The sequence below is a fragment of the Amycolatopsis sp. cmx-4-54 genome, from assembly GCF_046548895.1.
Lineage (GTDB): Bacteria > Actinomycetota > Actinomycetes > Mycobacteriales > Pseudonocardiaceae > Amycolatopsis.
The window spans coordinates 841739-864223 of record NZ_JAEBEJ010000002.1; the positions used below are offsets into that span (position 1 = coordinate 841739).

Here is a 22485-nt window from a genome sequence, read left to right on the forward strand (position 1 = left end):
ATGATCTTCAGGGGGAAGCACAAGATTTCGACGTTAATCAATTGCGGGGGTCTTCCCGGGGAATGAATCCGGCACGTAAGGGTCAGAAAAGTGTTCCGGCCGGTGATCGGGTGGTGTCCGGCCGATACGGCGGGTATCGATTGACCTCGTCAGGTCTCAGAGGTCAGGAGGTAAGGGAATGAAAGGTGACATTGTCCGGACGATTGCCGCGGTCGCCGCAGGCAGTCTGTTGACGGTGGCCTCGGCCGGCGCCGCTACGGCCGGCACCGATGGTGGGAAGGGCTCGTCGAACACCCAGGCGCTCGCCGCACAGTTGCTGCAGATGCGAGACGGCCTCACCAAGGTGGCCTACGCCGGCGACGTCGCCAAGACGCGGGCGGATTTGGACAAGCTCAGCCCGGTCCTCGGTGACATCGCCGCGGGCAAGCGCTACCAGGTCCAGACCGAAACGCAGAAGCTCGGCGACCTGGCCCAGGGCCGATCCGTCGAGTCCGGCAGGCTGCTGGCCGACCCGACGGCGAAGGCGCGTCAGCTGCCACCGCTGCCGGTGCCGATCCCCTCGCTGCCGGACCTTCCCGGACCACTGAAGATCGTCAGTGACCTGGTGAAAGCCCTGCTCGCGGCCGTGACCGGCATTCTCGCGGGCCTGCTCGGCGGGCTCCCTGTCCCGCCGCTGCCGGTCCCGCCCGTCCCGCTTCCCACGCCTTAGAAGGAGACCTGGAGTCGTCAGGTTCCGCCGTGCAGGGCGGCGGGCCACGATATGGGGGCCGGAGCCCGGGTGAGGACATTTCTCCTCACCCGGGCTTTGGCTTTCACTGCGGGGCTTTTCACTTCGGGGCGAGACCCAGCCGCAGGGCGCCGGCCGCTTCGGCCGTCGCCTCACGGAACCGCCGTCCGATGCCGAGGAAGTTGATGTACCCGTGGATCAGGTCCGGCTGGCGGCTGAGCGCCACCGGGACCCCCGCCTTTCGTAATTTCTCCGCGTAGGCCTCGCCCTCGTCGCGCAGCGGATCGAAACCGGCCGTCGCGATATAAGCGGGCGGCAATCCGGAAACGTCGCCGTGCAGCGGCGACAGTTTCGGGTTGTACAGATCGGTGCCCTTCGGCACGTAATGTCCTTCGAACCAGGTCATATCCGAATCGGTGAGGAACAGGTCCTCGGCGAACAATTCCCGGGAACGGCGGCGCACGGTGAAATCGGTCGCCGGATAGAACAGCAGCTGGAACGACGGCACCCCGCCGCCGCGTTTCACCGCCTGCTGCGCGGTCACCGCGGCGAGGTTCCCGCCCGCGCTGTCACCGCCGACGGCGATACGGGCCGGGTCGGCGCCCAGATCGCGTGCCTTCGCGAAGGCGTACTCGAACGCCGCGATCGCGTCTTCGGTGGCGCCGGGGAACGTCGTCTCCGGCGCGAGCCGGTACTCCACCGAAAGAACCCGCACGCCCGCCTGCTTCGCCAGGTAGCGGACGGTGTTGTCGTGGGAGGCGCGGCTGCCGACCACCCAGCCACCGCCGTGGAAGAACACCAGCAATCCGGAGGGATCCGGCAGCCCGGCCGGGGTGTAGAGCGTGGCGGGCACGTCGCCGTCACCCGTCGGGATGAGCAGCTCCCGGGTGGCGACCGGTTCGATCGTCTGACCGCTGACCAGATGCCTGCTCGCCAGGAGCATGCTGCGCGACTCTTCGACGCTTCCGCGCACCAGCGACGCCTTCGCCAGCTTCTGCAGGCGGAGCAGGAGCTGGGCGTCCAGCGCGAGTTCCTGTCCGTCCAGGCGGAGCGGCGGCCCGGCGATGGCCCGTCTGACCGGCTTCGGGAGCCAAAAAGCGAGCTGCGAGAACGCGGCCTCGGCACGGATCTGGAGCGGTATCGCCATACTTCCTCCTGAGGGCTTCCCGTCAGGTTACTTTCGAGTAGGTATGCCGTCCAGCGGGACCGCGGCCGTTGCGGCGAACGGGTGTGACGCAAGCCTCCGTTCCAGATCCTGGTCCTCCACTTAAGTAGAGGGGTTAGCCTCGAAAGCGTGACTTCGACGAACGCGGTGCATGTCCTCGGTATCGGCGGCTCCCTCCGGGAGGGCTCGCAATCCGAGCGCGCGCTGCGCATCGCGCTCGGCGCCGCGGCCGAAGCCGGAGTCACCACCGAGCTGATCTCCGGGCCCGAGCTGGTGCTGCCCTTCTACGACATCGCGCCCGCGGAGCGGCACGAGCGGGCCACCCGGCTGGTCGAAGCGATCCGCCGCGCCGACGGGATCGTCGTCGTCTCGCCCGGCTACCACGGCGCGCTGTCCGGACTGGTCAAGAACGCCCTGGACTACGTCGAAGACCTGCGTGACGACGTCCGTCCGTATCTCGACGGCCGTGCGGTCGGCCTCGCCGCCGTCGCGTACGGCTGGCAAGCCGCGGTCACCACGCTGGAGCAGCTGCGCACGATCACGCACGCGCTGCGCGGCTGGGCCACCCCTTTGGGTGGTTCGATCAACACCGCGGAGACGAAATTCGACGAAGCCGGCGGCGCCTCGGACGAGAAGAGCGTCCGCACGCTCCGCCTGATCGGAACCCAGGTCGCCGAGTTCGCCCTGAGTCGCGCCGGTCACTAGTCGTTTGCTCCGGTCATCGTCCGGGTAGTTTCCGGACGTGATGCCTGCCATGGGGTGGCAAGGTTTCGCGGTTGCGGGACGTTGACACCGAAGAGACGCTCAACGGGGCGTGTCTTGAGACCAGGAGGTAGGCGAAGAATGGCTGAGGCTCTGTACACCGCTGTGGCCACCGCTCGCGGCGACGGCCGCAACGGTGAGGTCACGTCCTCTGACGGCGTCATCGACGAGTCGTTGGCGATCCCGAAGGAAATGGGCGGGCCGGGTGGGGACAAGACGAACCCCGAGCAGCTCTTCGCCGCCGGCTATTCCGCCTGTTTCCACTCCGCGTTGCAGCTCGTCGCGCGCCAGGCGAAGGTGACGCTGGACGGCTCCACCGTCACCGCCGAGGTCAGCGTGCTCAAGCAGGGCGAGGGCTTCGGTCTCGGCGTGGCACTCAAGGTTTCGCTGCCCGGCCTGGAGCAGGCGCAGGCCGATCAGCTCGTCGAGCAGGCGCACCAGGTGTGCCCCTACTCGAACGCGACCCGCGGCAACATCGAGGTCGCCCTGTCCGCGACGGTCTGATCCCGGCCGCGGCAGGTCCATTCCCGAACCGGCAGTTTCTGAAAGGAAGACCGAATATGGGCAAGTCTCCGATCAAGAGTCCGCTGAGCGAAGCCGACAAGGAGATCACCGGTAACGCCTTGCAGGCCACGCTGGTCGATCTGGTGGATCTGTCGCTGATCGCGAAGCAGGCCCACTGGAACGTCGTCGGAGCGAACTTCCGCAGCGCGCACCTGCAGCTCGACGAGCTGGTCGCCACCGCGCGCCAGTACGTCGACGAGGTCGCCGAGCGCGCCAACGCCATCGGCATCTCGCCGAACGGCCAGGCGAAGGCCGTCGTGGAGAGCTCCGGCCTGCCGGCCTACCCCGACAACTGGCAGTCCGTCGAGTCCACGGTCGCCGCGATCGTCGACATCCTCACCACGCTGATCGAGCGGCTGCGCAAGCGCATCGACGAAACCGACAAGAGCGACCTGGTCACCCAGGACCTGCTCATCGAGATCACCCAGGAGCTCGAAAAGGCGCACTGGATGTGGCAGGCGCAGCAGGCCTGACCCGCCCTCTCGCGCCGCTCTCGCGTGCAATGAAGGGGCCTTTCATAGCAAATTTTGCTATGAAAGGCCCCTTCATTGCACTTGGCGGAGGGTGAGTCCGAGTGCCGGTTTCACGCTGCCGGGCTACGTTCGGTCCATGGTGCTGCACAAGGGAACCGCGTCCGAGTCCGCCCGCAAGGGCGGGGCCAACCCGCTGCACGCCGGCGCGTATCCGGCGCTCGCCGCGAACATCCGCCTCCCGCACGACAGCCTCGCCGAAGACCCGCTCCCGCCCGACACCGCGCTCCAGCTGGTGCGCGACGAGCTGATGCTCGACGGGAACGCCCGGCTCAACCTCGCCACGTTCGTCACCACGTGGATGGAGTCGCAGGCCCGCGAGCTGATGGCCGAATGCGTCGACAAGAACATGATCGACAAGGACGAGTACCCGCAGACCGCGGAACTCGAGCGGCGCTGCGTGAACATCCTCGCCGAGCTGTGGCACGCGCCCGATCCCACCGCCATCATGGGCTGCTCGACGACCGGTTCGTCGGAAGCCTGCATGCTCGCCGGGATGGCGCTGAAACGCCGCTGGTCGAAACTGGGCCGCACCGGGAAGCCGAATCTGGTGATGGGCGCGAACGTCCAGGTCTGCTGGGAGAAGTTCTGCGAATACTGGGAGGTCGAGCCGCGGCTGGTGCCGATGGACGGCGACCGTTTCCATCTCACCGCCGACGAGGCGATCGCCCGCTGCGACGAGAACACGATCGGTGTCGTCGCGATCCTCGGGTCCACGTTCGACGGCAGCTACGAGCCGGTCGCCGAGATCGCGGCCGCGCTCGACGGCCTGGCGGAACGCTCGGGCTGGGACATCCCGGTGCACGTCGACGGCGCTTCGGGCGCGATGATCGCGCCGTTCCTCGATCCCGAGCTGTGCTGGGACTTCCGCCTGCCGCGGGTGGCGTCGATCAACACCTCCGGGCACAAGTACGGGCTGGTCTACCCCGGCGTCGGCTGGGTGGTGTGGCGCGACAAGGAGGCGTTGCCGGAGGAGCTCGTCTTCAACGTCAACTACCTCGGTGGCGACATGCCGACTTTCGCGTTGAACTTCTCCCGCCCCGGCGCCGAGGTGGCCGCGCAGTACTACACGTTCGTCCGGCTCGGCCGCGAAGGTTTCCGTGCCGTGCAACAGGCTTCGCGTGACGTCGCGACCCAGCTGGCGGACGGGATCGCCGGGCTGGGCCCCTTCGAACTGCTGACGCGCGGTGATCAGCTGCCCGTGTTCGCCTTCACGACGAAGGCGGACGTCGAGAGCTTCGACGTCTTCGACGTGTCACGGCGGCTTCGCGAGCGTGGCTGGCTTGTCCCGGCATACACGTTCCCCGAGAACCGGACCGATCTCGCGGTGCTGAGGATCGTGGTGCGCAACGGTTTCACGCACGATCTCGCCGATCTGCTCCTCGCCGACCTCCGGCGCCTGCTGCCCGAGCTCGATCACGGCGCGCGACAGCGGACAGCGTTCCATCACTGAGCCGGGTGCCTTGCGTCACGCCGGATTTCGCCGCGTCCTACCGGCGCGTAACGTCGTGGGGTATGGGAGTCGCCGGAGACGAACGTCGTGCGTTGAGCGAGCTTTTCGAAGAGGTCGGCCCGGACGCGCCGACCCTGTGCGCGGGTTGGAAAACGCGGGATCTCGCGGCGCATCTGCTGATCCGCGAGCGGCGGCCCGACGCGGCGCCCGGCATCCTGGTTCCGGCGTTGGCGTCGTACACCCAGCGCGTGCAGGGCTCCTATGCCGCGCGGCCGTGGTCCGAGGTCGTCGGCAAGGTCCGGTCCGGCCCCGCCTGGTACTGGCCGACGTCGATCGCCGCGCTCGATGAGCTGGCGAACAGCGCGGAGTTCCTGATCCACCACGAGGACGTCCGGCGAGGACAGCCCGGCTGGGAGCCGCGTCCGGCGGACTCCGCCCGGGACGCGGCGGCGTGGAAGTCGGCGAAGCAGGCCTCGAAGCTGAACCTGCGGAAATCACCGGTCGGCGTGATCCTGAAGACTCCCGAAGGCCGCGAAGCGCGGGTGAAGGAAGGCCCGGACACGGTGACCGTGATCGGCGCGCCGATCGAGCTGCTGCTGTTCGTCTTCGGCCGCGACGCCGTCCGTCTCACCTTCGAGGGTGACGCCTACGCGGTGGACAGGCTCCGGAAGCACGATCGAGGCCTTTAGAGTTCCGCGTCGGGAATCCGGCACGCATCTCGGCGGCCCAGCTTCCCGTCGGCTGCGTCGCCGTTCCGCCCGAGTACAACCCGGTACGAGGACGAACCGGCGCCTTGCCGAGGGAAACCTGGATCCACCGGGATACGCACCGTATTCCCGACGCGGAACACTAGAGTTCCGGCCATGCCGATGATCAGTGTTTCGATGTTCCCCGGCCGCACGGCCGAACAGAAGCAGGCCCTCGTGCGCGAGGTGACCGACGCGTTCGTCCGCACCTGCGGCGGCAAACCCGAAGGCGTCTGGGTGACGATCAACGAGATCCCCGCCGAACACTGGGCGGCCGGCGGGACTCTCCTCTCCGAGCGCTGACCCACTCACCGAGTGCCATGAAAGGTCCTTTCCTTGCAAAATTCGCAAGGAAAGGACCTTTCATGGCACGTCAGCGAAGCCCGACGGCCCGCAGCGCGAAGAACACCTCGATCGCGGTCTGCTTGATCGTCTCGGCGATCACCAGCGACCCGTGGCCCGCGTCGAACCGGTAGAACTCGAACGGGATCTCCCGCTTCGCGAGCCTGTCGAGGTAGTTCTCGACCTGCCGGATCGGGCAGCGCGGGTCGTTGTCCCCGGCGAGCATCAGCACCGGTGCCGTCACGGCCTCGACGTAGGTGATCGGCGAGCATTCCCGGTACACCGCCGGCACCGTCTCCGGCGAACCGCCGAACAGCGCCCTGTCGAACGAACGGAGCTGCTCCATCTCGTCCTCGTACGCGGCGACGTAGTCCGCGACAGGCACCCCGGCGATCCCCGCCGCCCAGCGCGCCGGCTGGGTGCCCAGCGCCAGCAGGCTCAGGTACCCGCCCCACGAAGCGCCGTTCACCACGCATTTGGCCGGATCCGAAAGTCCACTTTGGACGGCCCAGTCGTGCACGGCGGCGACGTCTTCGAGTTCGGTCAGGCCGGGGCGGCCTTCGATGGCGTCACGCCAGGCCGAGCCGTAGCCGGTCGAACCGCGGTAGTTGACCTCGACGACGGCGAATCCGGCGTCGAGCCACACGGCGCGGTACGCCGAGAAGCGGTCTTCGTCGGCCGAATGCGGCCCACCGTGCAAGGAGAAGACCGTGGGAAGCGGACCTTCCGGCGCGTCGGCCGGACGCGAGACGAGCGCGTGGATCTGCCCGCCGATCCCGTCGACGAACGCGTCGGTGACCGGTGCCGACCCCGGGGCGCGCTCGCCCGGCGGTTCGAGGAGCACCGAGTCCTCACCGTCCGCCGTCCGCGCGCGCACGGCCGTCGGCTGCGCGGCGCTGGACCACGAGTATTCGACGGTGCCGTCGGGCCGCACTCCGGCGCCGCCGATCCGGCCGGACGGAGTGTCCAAAGAGGACAATTTGCCACTGGCGAGGTCGTAGCGGTGCAGGGAACTGCGGCCTTGGTGGAAGTGGACGACCAGCAGTGCCCGCGCGTCCTGATACCAGCCGGCGACCACCTCGCCGGGCAGATCCAGCTCGATCTCCTGCTCGGTGTCCGCGGCGGTGTCCCAGATCAGGAGTTCTTCGCGACCGCGCCGCTCGTGCAGCACCAGCAACCGCTGATCCCCCGCGACCGGGGAGAACTCCAGCGCGCCGAGGCCCTTGCCCTCGCCGTCCCATTTGTCGGCGACCGTCGTGAAACCGTCGGTCGACAGGACGCGAAGCGCGGGGTGTCGTGAATCACCGTGCTCGGAGTGGGAGATCACGAGCAGCGACTCGTCGCGGGCCAGCGAGGCGATCCCGGCGTCGTCCTCGTGCTTGTAGAAGGACGTGGTTTCGCCGTCGATACGGGCGAAGAGTTCGCTGCCGTCGTCGGTCGAGACGCCGACGGCGACCACCTTGGTGCCGATCTCGAGCCCGGCGGGGTAGCCGTCGTGGACGTCCGGCACCGCGCGCTCCGCGGCGGCTCCCGGCGCGAACGGTTCGCGGACCCAGGAGCCGAATTCGTCGCCGTCGGTGTCGTTGAACCACCAGATCCAGCGGCCGTCGGGGGACGGGGTCGCGTGCATCGTGCCGTTGGGCCGATCGGTGACGCGGCGGTGCTCGCCGGTCGACCGGTCCCAGGAGTAGACCTCCCAGACGCCGCTGGCGTTGGAGACGTAGACGTTCGCGTCGGGGGCGTCGATGGCCCATTCGGGCACCGAGATGCGCGGCGCGCGGAAACGGGCCCGCCACCTGACCTCGGCTTCGGCGTCGTCGAACAGGCGGTCCGGGACCACCGCGGACGGATATTCATTGCCTGGCTGCGTGCTCACCCCTCGATCCTGCCACTGGAGAGCCGTACTGTGTGCGGGGTGCTGGAGGGAAACGCGCCGCGCGCCGCGGTGTCCGCGCGGTTCGCGCGTCAGGCGGTCGAGCGGGCCGTGTTCGCGCAACCGCTGTTCGGGCCGGGGATGGGGTGCGTCGACGTCGGCTGCGGGCCGGGTTCGATCACCCTCGGTATCGGCAACGGGCACAGAAAGTCCACAGTGGACTTTTTGGTGGCGGAGGCAGGCGCGCTGCCGTTCGCCGAGGCTTCGGCGGACGTGGTCTTCGCGCACGCCGTCTTCGAGCACCTGCGGGAACCGGGCGCCGCATTGGCGGAACTCCGGCGGATCCTCAAGCCGGGCGGCACGCTGGCACTGTCCACATCGGACTGGAGCCGGGCACGGCTGCGGCCGAAGACGGCGAACGTCGACGCCGCCCTCCGCGGTCACTATCTGCTGTGCCGTCGCGCGGGCGGTGACCCGTTCGCCGGGCGCTCGCTGCCCGCCGCGGTCACGGCCGCCGGTTTCACCGACGTGCGAACGAAAATCCGCTACCGCACGGATACGACATACCGGGCGCTGGCGACGTCCGTCGAGGCGCGTCTGGTGACGGCGCTGGAAACCGCGACGACCCCGGACCGCGACCAGCTCGCTTCGGCGGCCCGCTCGGCCTGGTCGTGGGCGCGCTCGGGCGATGGGGACTTCGCCCAATGCTGGACGGAGCTACTCGCCACCCGCTGAGCGTCTCGAATGAGGCATGGGAACATGCGGGAGCGCCCAGGGCCCGTAACGCGAAAGAGCCTTGCTCGCCAAAGCGAGCAAGGCTCTTTCGATCCAACGTCGGGGTGGCGGGATTCGAACCCACGACCTCCTCGACCCGAACGAGGCACGCTACCAAGCTGCGCCACACCCCGGGGTACTGCTTAACGGGTCGTGGAGAAGTCTAGCGGACGGTGTTCCGGGCTTTGCGGGGGGCCGCGTTCCGGCGATCGCCGCTGGTCGTACCCCGTGGGACGAGGGTCAGCAGGCTCGCTTCGGGAGGGCACGCGAAGCGCGCGGGAGCGTATGGCGACGTGCCCAGCCCGGCCGAGACGTGAAGCCACATCTGCGCGCCCCAGCGGGACGCGCCGCGGGCGCGGGTGCGGTCGAGGTCGCAGTTGGTGACGAGCGCGCCGTAGCCGGGAACGCGAAGCTGCCCGCCGTGGGTGTGCCCCGCGAGGACGAGGTCGTAGCCGTCGCCGGCGAACTCGTCGAGGACGCGGGGTTCCGGGGAGTGCGTGACGCCGATGCGGACGGCGGCCGCCGTGTCCACCGGGCCGGCGATGTCGGCGTAGCGGTCGCGGCGGAGGTGCGCGTCGTCGACGCCGGCGGTGAACACGTACTGGTCGGCGACCTCGATGGTGCGCCGGACGTGGGTGAGGTCGTGCCAGCCGTGTTCGACGAAGGCCGCGCGGAGGTCGCGCCACGGCAGGTGCTCGCCGTGGATGCGCTTCTTCTTGCCCTTCGGCATGAGGTAGCGCGCGGGGTTCTTCGGCTTCGGCGCGTAGTAGTCGTTGCTGCCGAAGATGAACACGCCGGGCCGGTCGAGCAGGGGGCCGAGTGCGCGCAGCACGGACGGGACGGCCTGCTGATGTGACAGGTTGTCACCGGTGTTCACGACGAGGTCCGGTTCGAGTTCGTCGAGCGCCGCTACCCAGCGTTGCTTGCTCACGTGACCGGGCAGCATGTGCAGGTCCGAGATGTGGAGGATCGTGAAGGGCTTCGCCCCTGCCGCGAGGACCGGGAGCTCCGCGGTGCGAAGCGTCCACCGGCGCCTTTCGATACCGACCGCGTAACCGAGGGTCGCGGCTCCCAGGGCGACGGTTCCCACGGCCAAACGCCGTACCGTCGCCCCCGAAGTACTTTCGTTACTGAGCGTGCTCACATCGTCCAGTTTACGTGCTCTTCGGTGGTGATCGTTCGCCCCCATTCCGGCGATCTCGGTAAATCGCTGGAATGGCCTCTTTTCTTCACCTTCCGTGGTCGGCGCGGGTTGTCGCGATCAACCGACATGATCCCGTCGACCACTGTTCCCCGTTAGGCCGCCAGGCGATCACTCAAAGTTAGATTCACCTGACTCATCGTGATTTACGCTGGTGAACGCGGTCAGCGTCCGCCGCCCATGTACTTCGGGTCCGGCTGCGGCAACGGCAGGGCTTCCTGGCCTTCGAGGATCTTCGTCATCGCCCCGAACCAGGTCTGCGCCGGCGTCTTCCCGCCGAACATGTTTTCGCAGCCGCGAGTGGTCACGTTACCCGGGCCGAGGTAGCAGAGACCGCCGTTTCCACCCTTCGGACGGAACACCATCGCGGCGCCCGCGAGTTGCGGAGTGGCCCCGAGGTACGTTCCCGAGCCGTTGCTCTGGGTGGTCCCGGTCTTGCCCATCACCGGCCGGTTCCACTTGGCGCCGCTCGCGGCGCCGGCCGACGTCCCGCCGGGCTGGCTGTCCCTGCTCATGCCGACCGCGAGAGTGTTGGCGAGCCCTTCGGGCACCACCTGCTCGCAAGCGGCTTCCTTGACGGGCACCGGCTTTCCGTCCCGGTCGGTGACGCCCGCCAGCGGGGTCGGCGGGCACCAGACGCCGCCGCTCATGATCGTGGCGCCGACGTTCGCCAGCTCCAGACCGCTCAGCGGGGCGGGGCCGAGGGTGAACGACGCGTTTCCGGCCCAGCCGGGCCTCGGGCCGAAGGCCTGGAGCTGGCTGGTGTTGGCGCCGGGGTTGTCGGACTTCGGGTCGACGGCGCCGCCGCCGAGGTTGCTGGTCATGGTGTCGCGCATGCCGAGTTTGCGCGCCATCTCCACGATCGGCCCCGTGCTCCCGACCTTCTCCTCGAGGGCCACGAACGCCGTGTTCGGCGAAGTCGCCAGCGCCTGCTGCATCGACATGGTCCCGCCCGCCGGGTTGTAGTCACCCGCGTTGCCGAGGCAGTACCAGCGGGAGCGCAACGGCGGCCCGGTCGGGGCGCATTTGGGGCCACCGCCGGCGAACACGTGAGAGGTGTAGAAGTCGGGCACCGGAAGGGGAGAGTTGATCCCCGCCACGCCCGCTTCCAACGCCGCGGCGGCGGTGAAGACCTTGTACGCCGACCCGGCGCCACCGGTGTTGTAGACGCCGGAAGGCAACGCGAAGGTCGTCTGTCCCTGGTCTTCGTGGAGCCCGTAGTCACGGTTCGCCGCCAGCGCCACGACTTCGTGCCGTTCCTTGCCCGGCTTCACCAGCGAGAGCGTGTTCGCGACGTTGTCCTGGGTCTTCTTGACCTGGGCTTCGGCCGACATCTTGGCTTCGTGGTTCGCCCGTTCGTCCAAAGTGGTCTTGATCTGGTAGCCGCCGGTGTAGAGGTCGTCCTTCGTCATCCCCGACTTGAGGAGATAGTCCTCGACGTACTGGCAGAAGAAACCGTTCTCCGGACCGGCGCCGGTGCAGTTCGAGGCGGGCTTCTGCGGGCCGCCTTCGACGACGCCGAGCGGCTCGGCTTTGAAGCGTTCCGCGTCCACCTTCGCGAGCTTCTGGTTGTCGACCATGCGGTCCAGCACCAGGTTGCGACGCTCGGTCGCCTTCGCCGGGTTCTTCCACGGGTCGTTGACGATCGGGTTGTTCACCAGACCGGCCAGCAGCGCCGCCTGCGGCACCGTGAGTTTCTCGGCGGGCGTGTTGAAGTACGCGTTCGCGGCCGCGCCGACGCCGTAGATCTCGCGCGAGAATTCGACGACGTTCAGGTAGCCGGTCAGGATCTGCATCTTGTTCAGCTTGGTTTCCAGCTGGATCGCGATCCGGGCTTCCTTCAGCTTCCGGGCGACCGACTGCTCCTGTGCGCGCTTCTGCCCCGGCTTGTCGTCCCGGTAGACGACGTTGATCAGGTAGTTCTTGACGTACTGCTGGGTCAGCGTCGACGCGCCTTGGGTGTCCCCGCCGGTGCTGTTGCTGACCGCGGCGCGCAGCGTGCCCTTCCAGTCCACCCCGTTGTGCTCGTAGAAGCGCTTGTCCTCGACCGAGATCAGCGCCCACTTCATGGCGTCGTTGATCTGGGTCTCGCTCGTCGGGATGCGGAACTGCTTGTACAGCGTCGCGACCTGCTTGCCGGTGTTGTCGGTGATCGTCGTCACCAACGGCGGCGGTATGTCCGCGAGGTCCGAAGATGTCTTGTCGACGGTCTCGCTCGCCTGGTTCGACAGCACCCCCGCGGCGCCCGCCACGGGGAACAACATCCCCGCGACCAGCACCCCGGCGAGCACACACAGGCCAATGAGCTTCAGCAGACCGTCCGTTTTGCGCACGCGGACCAGGGTACGCGGATCCCGTTAGCCCACCGTGACGTCACCTCGCTGTAAGTGGGATTCGGTCACGAAATCGACCCCATGAGGTGACTTTCGGTAACGGCAGGCATTCTAGGGCTTGGCGGGGGGAACCGAGGGCCCCTACAGTCCGTCAACGTCTCACGTATGAAAAAGCCGACAGACGGGTGAGTGCGAGCGGCAGTCGCATTCGACCGAACGGAGGCACCGGCACCGGGGAGGTGTCGGCTCAACCGACGTGAGCACACAGGGAGACACGCTCATGGGGGCAGGAGCGCAGGCTTTTCGTCCTCCCGTGGTGTGTCGAACACCAGGGTAGGGAGCTGGGGGTATGGAAACCAACCAGTCGAGCTGGCGAGTCAATGCGTCGTGCCGCGACACCGATCCGGACGGTTTGTTCGTCCGGGGGGCGGAACAGAACCGGGCCAAGGCGGTCTGCCTCGGTTGCCCGGTCAGGACGGAATGCCTCGCCGAAGCGCTCGATGGCCGGATCAACTTCGGCATCTGGGGAGGTATGACCGAACGGGAACGGCGGGCGCTGCTGCGGCGGCGGCCGGACGTTTCCAGCTGGGCGGACCTGCTTGAAGCGGCGAAGCGCAGTTTCACCGGGATCGACGAAGAGGAAGACGTCCGCGTCCGAGTCTCGTGATCACGGTTTCGTGAAAGGCCCCTTCCCTGAGTCCAAGGTAGGGAAGGGGTCCTTCACGGAAACTCAGGACTGGGTGGCCAGCCTGGTCCCGATGTCGCGCAGGCCTTCGAGGTCGTGGACGTCACTGGGGAGCGCGGGCACCCGCACCAGCGGGACCTCGGGATGCGCCCGCGTGAACCTGGCGAGCAGCCGCGTCTCTCGATCGGCCAGCGCGACCCGGTCCGCGTGCAGGCGAAGGACGGCTTCGGCCAGCGGAGCGCTGGCCTCGCCCTTCGCCAGTTGCTCGGCGGCCGCGATGGCTTCGGCGCCGGACAACGGCGCCAGCACCGGATGCGTCCGGTTCGCGACCAGCCCGGCCAGCGGCATGCTCTCCTCCGAGAGCCGCTCCACGAAGTAGGACGCCTCGCGCAGCGCGTCCGGCTCCGGCGCGGCCACCACCAGGAACGAAGTGCCGCCGGACCGCAGCAGCTCGGAAGTCTTGCGCGCGCGTTCGCGGAAGCCGCCGAACATGCTGTCGAAGGCCTGCATGAACGCCGAAGCGTCGGTCAGCAACTGGCCGCCGATGATCGTCGAGACGGCCTTCGCGAACATCGAGAACCCGGCGTTGACGACCTTGCGCAGGCCCCAGCCGCCCGCCTTGGCTGGACCGGTGAGCAGCCGGATCATGCGGCCGTCGAGCGCGCTGGAAAGCCGCGTCGGCGCGTCGAGGAAGTCCAGCGCGGACCGGCTCGGCGGCGTGTCGACGATGATCAGATCCCACTCGTCGGTGGCCGCGAGCTGCCCGAGCTTCTCCATCGCCATGTACTCCTGCGTTCCGGAGAACGACGTGGAAATGGTCTGGTAGAAGGGATTCTGCAGCAGTTGCTCGGCGCGTTCCGGGCCGGCGTGCACGCGCACCATGTCGTCGAAGGTGCGGCGCATGTCGAGCATCATCGCCCAGAGCTCACCCTTGGGCTCGAAGCCTTCGACCTGCACCTGCTTCGGGTGGTTGCCCAGTTCGCGCAGGCCGAGCGCCTGCGCCAGCCGCCGGGCCGGGTCGATGGTGAGCACCACCGTCTGCCGCCCGCGTTCGGCCGCGCGCAACGCCAGCGCCGCCGCGGTGGTCGTCTTGCCGACCCCGCCGGATCCGCAGCACACGATGACCCGGCTTTCCGGATCGTCGAGCAGCCGGTCGACCTCCAGGATGTCCGACATCAGCGCACCCCCTGCTCGGTCAGCGCTTCGGCGAGTTCGTAGAGCGCCGCGACGTCGACGCCGTCGGTCAGGTCCGGCAGTTCGAGGCCCGGCAAGTCGGCTTCGGCGAGTTGCTCGCGGGCACGCTGCTCGGCCGCGACCCGCACGGCGTGCTCGACGGTCTCCTCGACCAGCGCGTCGAGGGTGCTGTCGGGCAGGTTCAGCCCGGCCGACGCGAGCCCGGCGCGGACGCGCGAGGCGTCGACACGGCCGTCCGCGGCGGCGGTCACCGACCGGGCGGGCAGCCGCGGCGGGCGGACCCGGTTGACCAGTACCGCGCCGGGGCGCAGGTCGGCGCCGTCGAGTTCGGCGACGGCTTCGACGGTCTCCCGAACCGGCATCTCTTCCAGCAGCGTCACTAGGTGGACCGCGGTCTCACCGGAGTGCAGCAGGCGCACGACCCCGTCGGCCTGGCCGCGGATCGGGCCGGTCTTGGCGAGATCGGTCAGCGCCTTGGTGACGTCGAGGAACTTCACGACCCGGCCGGTGGGCGGCGAGTCGACGACGACGGCGTCGTAGGTGTGGCGGCCGTCCGATTCGGTGCGGCCGACGCATTCCTTGATCTTCCCGGTGAGCAGGACGTCGCGCAGCCCCGGCGCGAGCGTGGTCGCGAACTCGATCGCGCCCATCCGCCGCAGCGTCCGCCCCGCGAAGCCGAGGTTGTAGAACATCTCGAAGTATTCGAGGAGCGCGGCCTCGACGTCGATGTGCAGGGCGCGCAATTCGCCGCCGCCGGGAACGGCCGCGATGCGCTGCTCGGCGTACGGCAGCGGCTCGGTGTCGAAGAGCTGGGCGATGCCCTGGCGGCCTTCCACCTCGATCAGCAGCACGCGGCGCCCGCCCTTGGCGAGCGCGAGGCCGAGGGAGGCGGCGAGCGTGGTCTTGCCCGTCCCGCCCTTACCGGTGACGAAATGCAGCCTGGCTCTCACGAGTTCGTCGGTCCAGCCGGCAAGGGATGTGCTCACCGGTCCCACCCTAATTGAGCGATCAGCCCGCCAGCATCATGACGCCGAGCGCAGCGGCGACCACCGCGACGACGGCCCAGGTCAAAGCGCCGGGCAGAACCGTGAGCATCACCACACCGAGCAGCAGGAGGACGACGAAGGCCACCGCGCCGGTGATCGCGACCGTCGCCGAGCGGTCCGTGCGGTCCCGTGCCTTCGCCATCAGGACCAGCACCAGCGGCAGCCCGGCCGCGGCGAGCAGGACGGTCGCGACCACACGCCAGGTCTCCACGGGGCCAGCCTAGCTCCGCCGATCACACGTGATCAGACGGCGATCCCCCGTGATTGGAGAGCGATCACCTGTGATTGGAGAGCGATCACGCGTGATTGGGGAGCGATCATCGTGATCGCCGTCCAATCACGCGAGTTCGCCGTCTGATCACGCGTGATCGCTTCCTGATCACGCGCTTCGGTCAGCTCCCGATGGGGGTCGCGGGCACGCAGGGGACCGGCTTCGCGTGCGCCGGGTCCAGCGCGTTGAGGACGTGCCCGGCCGCGTTCTTGTCGGCGGCGACGCCGGCGTGCTCGGCCAGGTCCAGCACGCAGCCGTCCTGAAGCACGATGTTCTTCACGTTCGGCCCCTTGCCCATACCGCTCGTGTACGGGATGACGGCCTCGTCGTACCGGGTCATGATGTTCGTATAGGTCACGCCCGGCTGGAAGACGCCGTTGCCCGACCGCAGCTTCGTGAGGAATTCCGAGCCGCGCAGGAACTGGCGGCACGAGCCGCAGGCCGGATCGAGGATGCCGTTGAACCCGGGCGCGAGCCCCAGCGCGGCGGCGAGCGCGTACAGATGCGAAGCGCCGAGCAAGGTCGTGCCGTCCCAGAGCGGGGTCAGGCTGACGTACTTGTCCACTTTGGACGCACCGCCGAGGAACTTCACGTAATAGGAAGGCATCAGCGTGCCTTCGGAATGTCCGAGGAGGTCCACCTCGGACGCGCCGGTCGCGCCGAGCACCTTGTCGACGAACGCCGAAAGCTCCTTCGCGCTCTGCTCCATCGGCAGGAGGCCGCCCGGCTGGTAGACCGGCAGCGGTTTCCCGGGGATCCCGTAGGTCAGGGAGAAGACGCAGTACCCCTTGTTCTTGAGCAGCGGGGCGAACGTCTGCCAGTTCACCGTCTGGTTGGCGCCGAGACCGTGGGTGAGCACCACCGGATTCGGATGGGCAGCGCTCGGACGGCAGTCGAAGTCGTTCGAGCCGGGTGGCGGGCCGCCGGGATTCGCCGCTTGCGCGGGCAGTGCCGCGGCGAGTGTCCACGGGACGGGGAGTTCCTCGTCGGCGTTCGCCGGTGAAGCGCAGATCAGGGCAAGGGCCGCGGCCAGGAAGGCGGCGGCGAAGGACTTCGTTGTCCGCATGTCGGCGTCCTATCTACTCCCGAGTAGGTGTGAAGTGAACCACATCGACGGGAATTCGGCGAACCGTCCGCGAGAGGGTTTTCCGCATGTGTGTCGGGCGCGCTTGCCGGTTTGGCTACGCTCCCGGACATGAGCGCCACCAAGTGGGAGTACGCGACCGTCCCCCTGTTGATCCACGCCACCAAGCAGATCCTCGACCAGTGGGGTGAGGACGGCTGGGAGCTCGTCACCGTGCTCCCGAACCCGACCGGCGAGCAGCACGTCGCCTACCTCAAACGAGCGAAGAACTGAGGGATTGAAGCCATGACCTGGAGCGATCGACTCGCCGAGCTCGGTATCGAGCTGCCAGCCGTCGCCGCCCCGCTGGCGGCTTACGTGCCCGCCGTCCGCACGGGTTCGCACGTCTACACGGCCGGGCAGCTGCCCTTCGTGAAGGGTGAGCTCGAAGCGACCGGCAAGGTCGGCGCCGAGGTCAGCCCCGAAGAGGCGAAGCAGTACGCGCGGACGTCGATCCTCAACGCCCTCGCCGCGGTCCACTCGGTCGTCGGCATCGACAACGTCGTACGGGTGGTCAAGGTCGTCGGGTTCGTGGCGTCCGCGGAGGGCTTCACCGGCCAGCCAGCGGTGATCAACGGGGCGTCCGAGCTGCTCGGCGAGATCTTCGGCGAGGCGGGTATCCACGCCCGCTCGGCCGTCGGGGTCGCCGAGCTGCCGATCGGGGCGCCGGTCGAGATCGAACTGATCGTGGAGGTGAAATGATGGACCCGGATATCGAACGGTCCTCGCACGAGCTCCTGCTCCGGCTGGCCGGACGGCTGCCGGATCAGCTCTTGTGGCGGTTCCGTGACTGGCTGGGCGAAGGCGCGATGGGCACGCTCGCGCGGACCCTGCCCAGGTCTTTGCTTAAGCACAGGATCGACCTGGATCAGACGGAGTATCGCCTGCTAGTCGCCGGGCTCATCCCGCACGGAGCCGACTGGCACCAGGTGAGTTCCACCCTGGGGGTAGACGACGTCACCGAGACCAGGTACACATTCACGCAGAGTGCGCCCGAATGGGTGAACTCCGTCGACTCTGTGTCCGTATTGATCCACGCGACGTTGCGGGGACGGCCGGATGTGGGTGAAGTGCGGCAAAGCTGGCGACACCTCGGTGTAATCGGCGAGGGTGGGGCGAAACGAGTCCTCCTGGTCACGGCGCTGAACGGGTTGCCGAGGCTGACCGGCGAACTGCAGCGCGTCCTGCGCGTGCTGGGTGACGAGGAGCCCGGCGTCGAGGTTCTCCCGCCGAGCATCGACCTCACCGGTTATCACCGCACCGCGCTCGCCAACTCCGAGCTGGTCTGTGTGGGCGCGGTGGACACCGGAAGTCGGCTGGTCGCCGCTTAACGCTCGCTCCACCAGGCGAGCCGGGAGGGAGCAGAGCAATGGTGGAGGTCCACGACGGCCCGCCCATGGACGGGTTCTCGGTGCCCCTGCGTCTGCACAACCTGTTACTGGCCCTGGCGGGTCGTATCGACGACAGTGCTTTGACCGAAGCGCGTGAGCTGATCGCGCGTGCGCACATCGACGAAGCGGTGGAGCTCACCACCGGCACCCTGATCGCGGGGAAGATCCCGGTGAGCTCGGCCGAACAGCGTGAACTCGCGCTCGTCCTCGAGATGAGCAGGTCCGACGCCACCCTGGCGAACGACCTGCTGGTCGTCGAGCAGGACGAGCCGGTGCTCACCCACCGGTTCACCGGTGAGAACCAGCCCGAATTCGGCCTCGCCGAGGCGCTCGACCGCACCCTGCAGGTGCTGCCGGACGTCCGGTCGGTGCACGCGGTGTGGCGGAACACGCCGGCGGGCAGCGTGCCCGGCGCGTTGCCGCAGCGGGTGGTCCTCGTCGAGATCGGCCCGGAGGGCAACCCGCCCGCGGTCGCGTTCCGCGTGGACACCGCGCTTCGCCGCGCGGGGATCCGTTCGGTCGTCGAGGTCGCGGGCCCCGGCGTCGCGCGGTCCGCGTACCACCAGGCCGCGTCGTCGGCCGCGAGTCCTGTCTGGGTCACCGGGAGTACCCACTCCAGTGACTTTCGGTCCGAGCCGGTGACTCCGCCGCCCGCTCCCGCCCCGGCTCCCGAGCCGGTCAAGGAGCAGCCGAGCAGGCACGGGCTGCGGCCGGTGAGCAGCGGTGGCCACGAACCGGTCGAGCCGATCGCGCCGGTGGTGCCGATCGTGCAGCAGGCGACGGCGGCGACGCCGTCGTCTTCGCCGGAGCCGCGCAAATCGCGGGCGGAGACCCGTGCCGAGCGCACGGCCGACCTGACACCGGCCGAAGTGGCGCAGCTGCGCCAGGCGCTCAAGGAGGACCCCGAAAAGGGCCGCGAGATCGCCACGGGCAAGCCGAGCATGCACGAGGTCGTCGAGCTGCCCGCTCTCGACCTCGACGACCCCAGCCTGAGCGAGCGTGACCGCGCGCTCCTACGCGAGCTGCACGCCGAGCTCGCCGAACGGGAGCGCGCCGAAGCGGCGAAGATCCGGCTGAACGGTGCTTCGCGCAGCAGCGGCTGGTCTTCCTGACCGAGCCCCACGCGTTTCGTCCTCTGAATGCGGTAGTTGCCCGCGCAACGATCGCAACCAGAGGACGAAACGCGATGTTAGGTTGCTGGTGTGGCTGAAGAACTGACATTCGACATCCCGGTGGGGGCCGGGGTGGGTACCCGCGCCAACGCCGACGGCGAGCCCGTGACGCCCAAGGACGCGGCGACCGTGATCCTCCTCCGGGACGGCGCGGACGGCGTCGAGGTCTTCCTGCAGCACCGGGTGAAGGGCATGCCGTTCGCCGGCGGGATGACCGTCTTCCCCGGTGGCGGCGTGGATTCCCGCGATGTCGACACCTCCGTCAGCTGGGCGGGCCCGAAGCCGGCGTGGTGGGCGGAGCGCTTCGGCTGCGACGAATCCCTCGCTCGTGCCCTGGTGTGCGCGGCCGTGCGGGAGACGTTCGAGGAGTCGGGCGTGCTGCTCGCGAGCGTCGGGGACGCCGTCGTCACGGACACGACGCCCTACCACGACGCCCGCGCGAAGCTGGTTTCCCGTGAGCTCTCACTCGCCGCGTTCCTCGAAGCCAACGGCCTGACGCTGCGCGCGGATCTCCTGCGCCCGTGGGCGAACTGGGTCACCCCGCCGCAGGAACCGCGCCGCTACGACACCTGCTTCTTCGTCGCCGTGCTGCCCGAGGGACAGCAAGCGGACGGCGCCACCTCCGAAGCCGTCAGCTCCGGTTGGCAGCGGCCCGAGGAGGCCATCGCCGATGCCAAGGAAGGGCGCCGCATGCTCATGCCACCGACCTGGATGACGCTCGCGGAACTGGGCGAATTCGACTCGGCGGCCGCGGCTCAGGCCGTCGAGCGCGAGATCTCGAAGATCATGCCGACGCTGGTGCGCGAAGGCGACAAGGTCCGCGTCGTCCTGGACCCGGCATGAGCGCCCCCGCGTACGGTGTGCTGCGCCAGGTCACGCCGACGGCTTCCGTGCTGCTGGAGCACAACCCGTCGTCGATGACGTTGGAGGGCACCAATTCCTGGGTGCTGCGCGGTCCCGGCGCGGCCGGTTCCGTGGTCGTCGACCCCGGTCACGAAGACGTCGATCATCTGACACTGTTGGCGGAAACCGGTGCCGTCGAGCTGATCGTCCTGACCCACCACCACCCCGACCACGCCGAGGGCGCGCCCTCGTTCGCCGAGCGCGTCGGGGCTCCGGTGCGGGCCTTCGACGAGTCGCTCTGCGTCGGCGGAAAGTCCCTTGTGGACGGTGAAGTGATCGAGGCGGCCGGTCTCCGGCTGTCGGTGCTGCACACGCCCGGCCACACCGGGGACTCGATCTGCCTGGTGTCCGCAGGGCAGATCCTGACCGGTGACACCATCCTCGGCCGCGGCACCACCGTGCTGCACGACCTCGGCGACTACCTGCGCTCGCTGCGGAAACTCATCGGCCTGCCCGGCGGCACCATCGGACTTCCGGGCCACGGCCCGGAACTGCCCGACCTGGCCGCGACCGCGCGCGAATACCTGGCACACCGGGAAGAACGGCTCGACCAGGTGCGTTCGGCACTGGAGAAGCTCGGCGCGGACGCCACCCCGCGCCAGGTCGTCGAGGTCGTCTACGCCGATGTCGACAAGGCTCTGTGGGTGCCCGCGGAGTGGAGTGTGCAGGCACAGTTGGACTACCTGAGGTCGGAGGACGGCGAATGAGTGACGTCGAGGTCGAGTTCTACTGGCGCCCCGGATGCGGGTTCTGCGCCGCGCTGGAGCGGCCGCTGTCGAAGAGCGGCTTCAAGGTGAAGCGGGTCAACATATGGGAGGACCCCGACGCCGCCGCGCGGGTGCGTTCGGTGGCGAACGGGAACGAGGTCGTGCCGACGGTCTTCGTGGGCTCGAAGGCGATGGTGAACCCTTCGTTCGGTGAGATCGAGGCCGCGGTGAAGGCCGCTTCCGCCTGACGCGCGCGCTATGAAAGGTCCTTTCCTTGCAAAATTTGCAAGGAAAGGACCTTTCATAGCATTCGGTACGGGTGACGCGTCGAGTCGGGACGCCGAGTTGAGACGCCGAGCCTGGTGTTGCGAAAGCCACTTTCGCAACCTTCAACGTTGCGAAAGTGGCTTTCGCAACACGCGCCACGGCACGGGCCCCCTTGTGAATGGCGTCAGCGCGGCAGCATCGGCATCACGTAATACGTCAGCTCGACATCACCCGGCTCCACCGCCCGGATGACACAGGCCCGCATCCCGGGCTGGATCTCGAGCCGCACCCGTTCCCCGGCGAACCCCTGCAGCGCGTCCAGCAGGTAGCGCGCCTGGAACGAGGGTGACGTCCGGCCGCCCGAAACCTCGGCCTTCAAGGTCTCCTCGGCCTCCCCGGTGTCCTGCTTGGAACTGGCCAGCCGAAGATGCGAGTCGCCGACCTCCAGCGTCAGCACGCGCCGGTCGTCCGCGTAGACGCCCACCCGGCGTACGGCGGCGGCCAGGGCGTCGGCGGCGACCTCGACCGTCGTGTCCACAGTGGACGACTCGATCAGCTTCTCCGAGAGGAATCCCGCGTCGAGTACGGCGGTGGTGACGGTGACTCCGGGCCAGCTCAGCCCGAAGCGCGTCTTGTCGCCATGCAGGCCGACGACGCCGCGTGCCTGTTTCGCCGTCTCCGCGAGCAGGCCTGCCGGGACGAGCGCGTCGATCGGCTCGCCTTCGGCCCGCAGCGGCAGGGTGGCCACGGCCATCCGGTACCGGTCGGACGCCGTCAGCCGCAGCTCGCGGCTGAAGCTCTGCACGCGGACGCCGGTGAACATCGGCAGCGCGTCGTCCTTCGCCGCCGTGCCCGCGACCGTGCGCAACGCGGCCACCAGCGCGTGACCGTCCACTTCGGACACCTTCGGCGGCATGTCCGGAAGCTGCAGCTCGCGGCTCAGCAAGGGCAGCGCGTACCGGCCGCCCTCCACGCGTACAGCCAGCCGCGAACCCTCGACGACCAGGCGCACCAGGTCATCTTCCAGCATTCGCAGGGTTTCCGCGAGCGGCCCGGCCGGGACGAGCACTTCGCCATCGGTGTGGACCATGGCGTCGCTGGTCAGGCGGACCGCCCGTTCACTGTCGCTGCCGCCGACGGTCAGCCCTTCCTTCCCGGCGCGCAGGAGCAGACCGGAACGGGCCGTGAGCAGCCGGGCGGCGGCGGAAACGGCGGACGAGAGGGAGCGGGTGGCGGCAGTCAGGTCCATGCCCGCA

Annotated in this window: 25 protein-coding genes and 1 tRNA gene; 16 read left to right on the forward strand and 10 right to left on the reverse strand. The window is 68.7% G+C overall.

Annotated features, from left to right (window positions below):
- Positions 1–178 precede the first annotated feature (178 nt).
- The gene (locus tag ACLJQ7_RS09320; RefSeq protein ID WP_410647686.1) at positions 179–709 is read left to right on the forward strand and encodes a hypothetical protein; all 531 of its coding nucleotides are present in this window, start codon (positions 179–181) and stop codon (positions 707–709) included.
- Positions 710–827: 118 nt separating this feature from the next.
- On the opposite strand, the gene ACLJQ7_RS09325 is transcribed toward ACLJQ7_RS09320, so the two are convergent.
- Positions 828–1874 carry an alpha/beta hydrolase gene (locus ACLJQ7_RS09325; protein ID WP_410647687.1) on the reverse strand — a complete coding sequence of 349 codons (1047 nt, stop codon included), beginning with the start codon at positions 1872–1874 and terminating at the stop codon, positions 828–830.
- 147 nt (positions 1875–2021) lie between these two features.
- Between ACLJQ7_RS09325 and ACLJQ7_RS09330 the strand changes: the two genes are divergently transcribed.
- From ACLJQ7_RS09330 to ACLJQ7_RS09355, 6 genes are all read left to right on the forward strand, one after another.
- Positions 2022–2597 (forward strand): NADPH-dependent FMN reductase, encoded by a 576-nt coding sequence (locus ACLJQ7_RS09330; protein ID WP_410647688.1) that lies wholly within the window; start codon positions 2022–2024, stop codon positions 2595–2597.
- 138 nt (positions 2598–2735) lie between these two features.
- Positions 2736–3158, forward strand: coding sequence for an organic hydroperoxide resistance protein (locus tag ACLJQ7_RS09335; protein ID WP_126737210.1), 423 nt, complete (start codon positions 2736–2738; stop codon positions 3156–3158).
- 56 nt (positions 3159–3214) lie between these two features.
- The gene (locus ACLJQ7_RS09340; protein ID WP_410647689.1) at positions 3215–3691 is read left to right on the forward strand and encodes a Dps family protein; all 477 of its coding nucleotides are present in this window, start codon (positions 3215–3217) and stop codon (positions 3689–3691) included.
- Positions 3692–3827: 136 nt separating this feature from the next.
- Positions 3828–5201 carry a glutamate decarboxylase gene (locus ACLJQ7_RS09345; RefSeq protein ID WP_410647690.1) on the forward strand — a complete coding sequence of 458 codons (1374 nt, stop codon included), beginning with the start codon at positions 3828–3830 and terminating at the stop codon, positions 5199–5201.
- A gap of 62 nt (positions 5202–5263) precedes the next feature.
- Positions 5264–5890, forward strand: a complete 627-nt coding sequence (locus tag ACLJQ7_RS09350; protein ID WP_410647691.1) for a TIGR03085 family metal-binding protein — start codon at positions 5264–5266, stop codon at positions 5888–5890.
- 132 nt (positions 5891–6022) lie between these two features.
- Positions 6023–6250, forward strand: a complete 228-nt coding sequence (locus tag ACLJQ7_RS09355; RefSeq protein ID WP_410647891.1) for a 2-hydroxymuconate tautomerase — start codon at positions 6023–6025, stop codon at positions 6248–6250.
- A 70-nt stretch (positions 6251–6320) separates the two neighbouring features.
- On the opposite strand, the gene ACLJQ7_RS09360 is transcribed toward ACLJQ7_RS09355, so the two are convergent.
- Positions 6321–8165, reverse strand: a complete 1845-nt coding sequence (locus tag ACLJQ7_RS09360; protein ID WP_410647692.1) for a prolyl oligopeptidase family serine peptidase — start codon at positions 8163–8165, stop codon at positions 6321–6323.
- 39 nt (positions 8166–8204) lie between these two features.
- On the opposite strand from ACLJQ7_RS09360, the gene ACLJQ7_RS09365 reads away from it, so the two are divergent.
- The gene (locus ACLJQ7_RS09365) at positions 8205–8897 is read left to right on the forward strand and encodes a methyltransferase domain-containing protein (RefSeq protein WP_410647693.1); all 693 of its coding nucleotides are present in this window, start codon (positions 8205–8207) and stop codon (positions 8895–8897) included.
- Between the two features lie 99 nt (positions 8898–8996).
- Here ACLJQ7_RS09365 and ACLJQ7_RS09370 read toward each other — a convergent pair.
- The 3 genes from ACLJQ7_RS09370 to ACLJQ7_RS09380 form a co-directional block, all read right to left on the reverse strand.
- Positions 8997–9070, reverse strand: a tRNA-Pro gene (locus ACLJQ7_RS09370).
- 29 nt (positions 9071–9099) lie between these two features.
- The gene (locus tag ACLJQ7_RS09375) at positions 9100–10026 is read right to left on the reverse strand and encodes a metallophosphoesterase (protein WP_410647892.1); all 927 of its coding nucleotides are present in this window, start codon (positions 10024–10026) and stop codon (positions 9100–9102) included.
- Between the two features lie 275 nt (positions 10027–10301).
- The gene (locus ACLJQ7_RS09380; protein ID WP_410647694.1) at positions 10302–12470 is read right to left on the reverse strand and encodes a transglycosylase domain-containing protein; all 2169 of its coding nucleotides are present in this window, start codon (positions 12468–12470) and stop codon (positions 10302–10304) included.
- A 349-nt stretch (positions 12471–12819) separates the two neighbouring features.
- On the opposite strand from ACLJQ7_RS09380, the gene ACLJQ7_RS09385 reads away from it, so the two are divergent.
- A complete protein-coding gene (locus ACLJQ7_RS09385; RefSeq protein ID WP_005166974.1) occupies positions 12820–13137 on the forward strand; it encodes a WhiB family transcriptional regulator in 318 nt (105 codons plus the stop codon).
- Between the two features lie 63 nt (positions 13138–13200).
- Here ACLJQ7_RS09385 and ACLJQ7_RS09390 read toward each other — a convergent pair whose 3' ends face one another.
- The 4 genes from ACLJQ7_RS09390 to ACLJQ7_RS09405 all read right to left on the reverse strand — a co-directional run bounded on the left by ACLJQ7_RS09390 (position 13201) and on the right by ACLJQ7_RS09405 (position 16732).
- Positions 13201–14331: an ArsA family ATPase gene (locus tag ACLJQ7_RS09390; RefSeq protein ID WP_410647695.1), complete on the reverse strand. Its 1131-nt coding sequence runs from the start codon at positions 14329–14331 to the stop codon at positions 13201–13203.
- Positions 14331–15335: an ArsA-related P-loop ATPase gene (locus ACLJQ7_RS09395; RefSeq protein ID WP_410647696.1), complete on the reverse strand. Its 1005-nt coding sequence runs from the start codon at positions 15333–15335 to the stop codon at positions 14331–14333. The genes ACLJQ7_RS09390 and ACLJQ7_RS09395 overlap by 1 nt, the downstream gene beginning before the upstream one ends.
- Before the next feature lie 22 nt (positions 15336–15357).
- Entirely contained in the window at positions 15358–15606 is a 249-nt protein-coding gene (locus tag ACLJQ7_RS09400; RefSeq protein ID WP_410647697.1) for a hypothetical protein, read from the reverse strand.
- A gap of 181 nt (positions 15607–15787) precedes the next feature.
- On the reverse strand, positions 15788–16732 hold the full coding sequence (locus ACLJQ7_RS09405) for an esterase/lipase family protein (RefSeq protein WP_410647698.1): 945 nt from the start codon (positions 16730–16732) through the stop codon (positions 15788–15790).
- 129 nt (positions 16733–16861) lie between these two features.
- On the opposite strand from ACLJQ7_RS09405, the gene ACLJQ7_RS09410 reads away from it, so the two are divergent.
- From ACLJQ7_RS09410 to ACLJQ7_RS09440, 7 genes are all read left to right on the forward strand, one after another.
- The gene (locus ACLJQ7_RS09410) at positions 16862–17023 is read left to right on the forward strand and encodes a DUF4177 domain-containing protein (RefSeq protein WP_005166970.1); all 162 of its coding nucleotides are present in this window, start codon (positions 16862–16864) and stop codon (positions 17021–17023) included.
- Between the two features lie 12 nt (positions 17024–17035).
- Positions 17036–17491: a RidA family protein gene (locus ACLJQ7_RS09415; protein WP_410647699.1), complete on the forward strand. Its 456-nt coding sequence runs from the start codon at positions 17036–17038 to the stop codon at positions 17489–17491.
- Positions 17491–18120 (forward strand): hypothetical protein, encoded by a 630-nt coding sequence (locus ACLJQ7_RS09420; protein WP_410647893.1) that lies wholly within the window; start codon positions 17491–17493, stop codon positions 18118–18120. The genes ACLJQ7_RS09415 and ACLJQ7_RS09420 overlap by 1 nt, the downstream gene beginning before the upstream one ends.
- Positions 18121–18158: 38 nt before the next feature.
- Positions 18159–19292, forward strand: coding sequence for a hypothetical protein (locus tag ACLJQ7_RS09425; RefSeq protein WP_410647700.1), 1134 nt, complete (start codon positions 18159–18161; stop codon positions 19290–19292).
- A 90-nt stretch (positions 19293–19382) separates the two neighbouring features.
- Positions 19383–20195, forward strand: a complete 813-nt coding sequence (locus tag ACLJQ7_RS09430; RefSeq protein ID WP_410647701.1) for an NUDIX hydrolase — start codon at positions 19383–19385, stop codon at positions 20193–20195.
- Positions 20192–20962: an MBL fold metallo-hydrolase gene (locus ACLJQ7_RS09435; protein ID WP_410647702.1), complete on the forward strand. Its 771-nt coding sequence runs from the start codon at positions 20192–20194 to the stop codon at positions 20960–20962. Before ACLJQ7_RS09430 ends, ACLJQ7_RS09435 begins: the two co-directional genes overlap by 4 nt.
- A complete protein-coding gene (locus tag ACLJQ7_RS09440) occupies positions 20959–21210 on the forward strand; it encodes a glutaredoxin family protein (protein WP_034314716.1) in 252 nt (83 codons plus the stop codon). The genes ACLJQ7_RS09435 and ACLJQ7_RS09440 overlap by 4 nt, the downstream gene beginning before the upstream one ends.
- A gap of 203 nt (positions 21211–21413) precedes the next feature.
- On the opposite strand, the gene dnaN is transcribed toward ACLJQ7_RS09440, so the two are convergent.
- The gene (gene dnaN, locus ACLJQ7_RS09445; RefSeq protein ID WP_410647703.1) at positions 21414–22478 is read right to left on the reverse strand and encodes a DNA polymerase III subunit beta; all 1065 of its coding nucleotides are present in this window, start codon (positions 22476–22478) and stop codon (positions 21414–21416) included.
- Between the last annotated feature and the right edge of the window lie 7 nt (positions 22479–22485).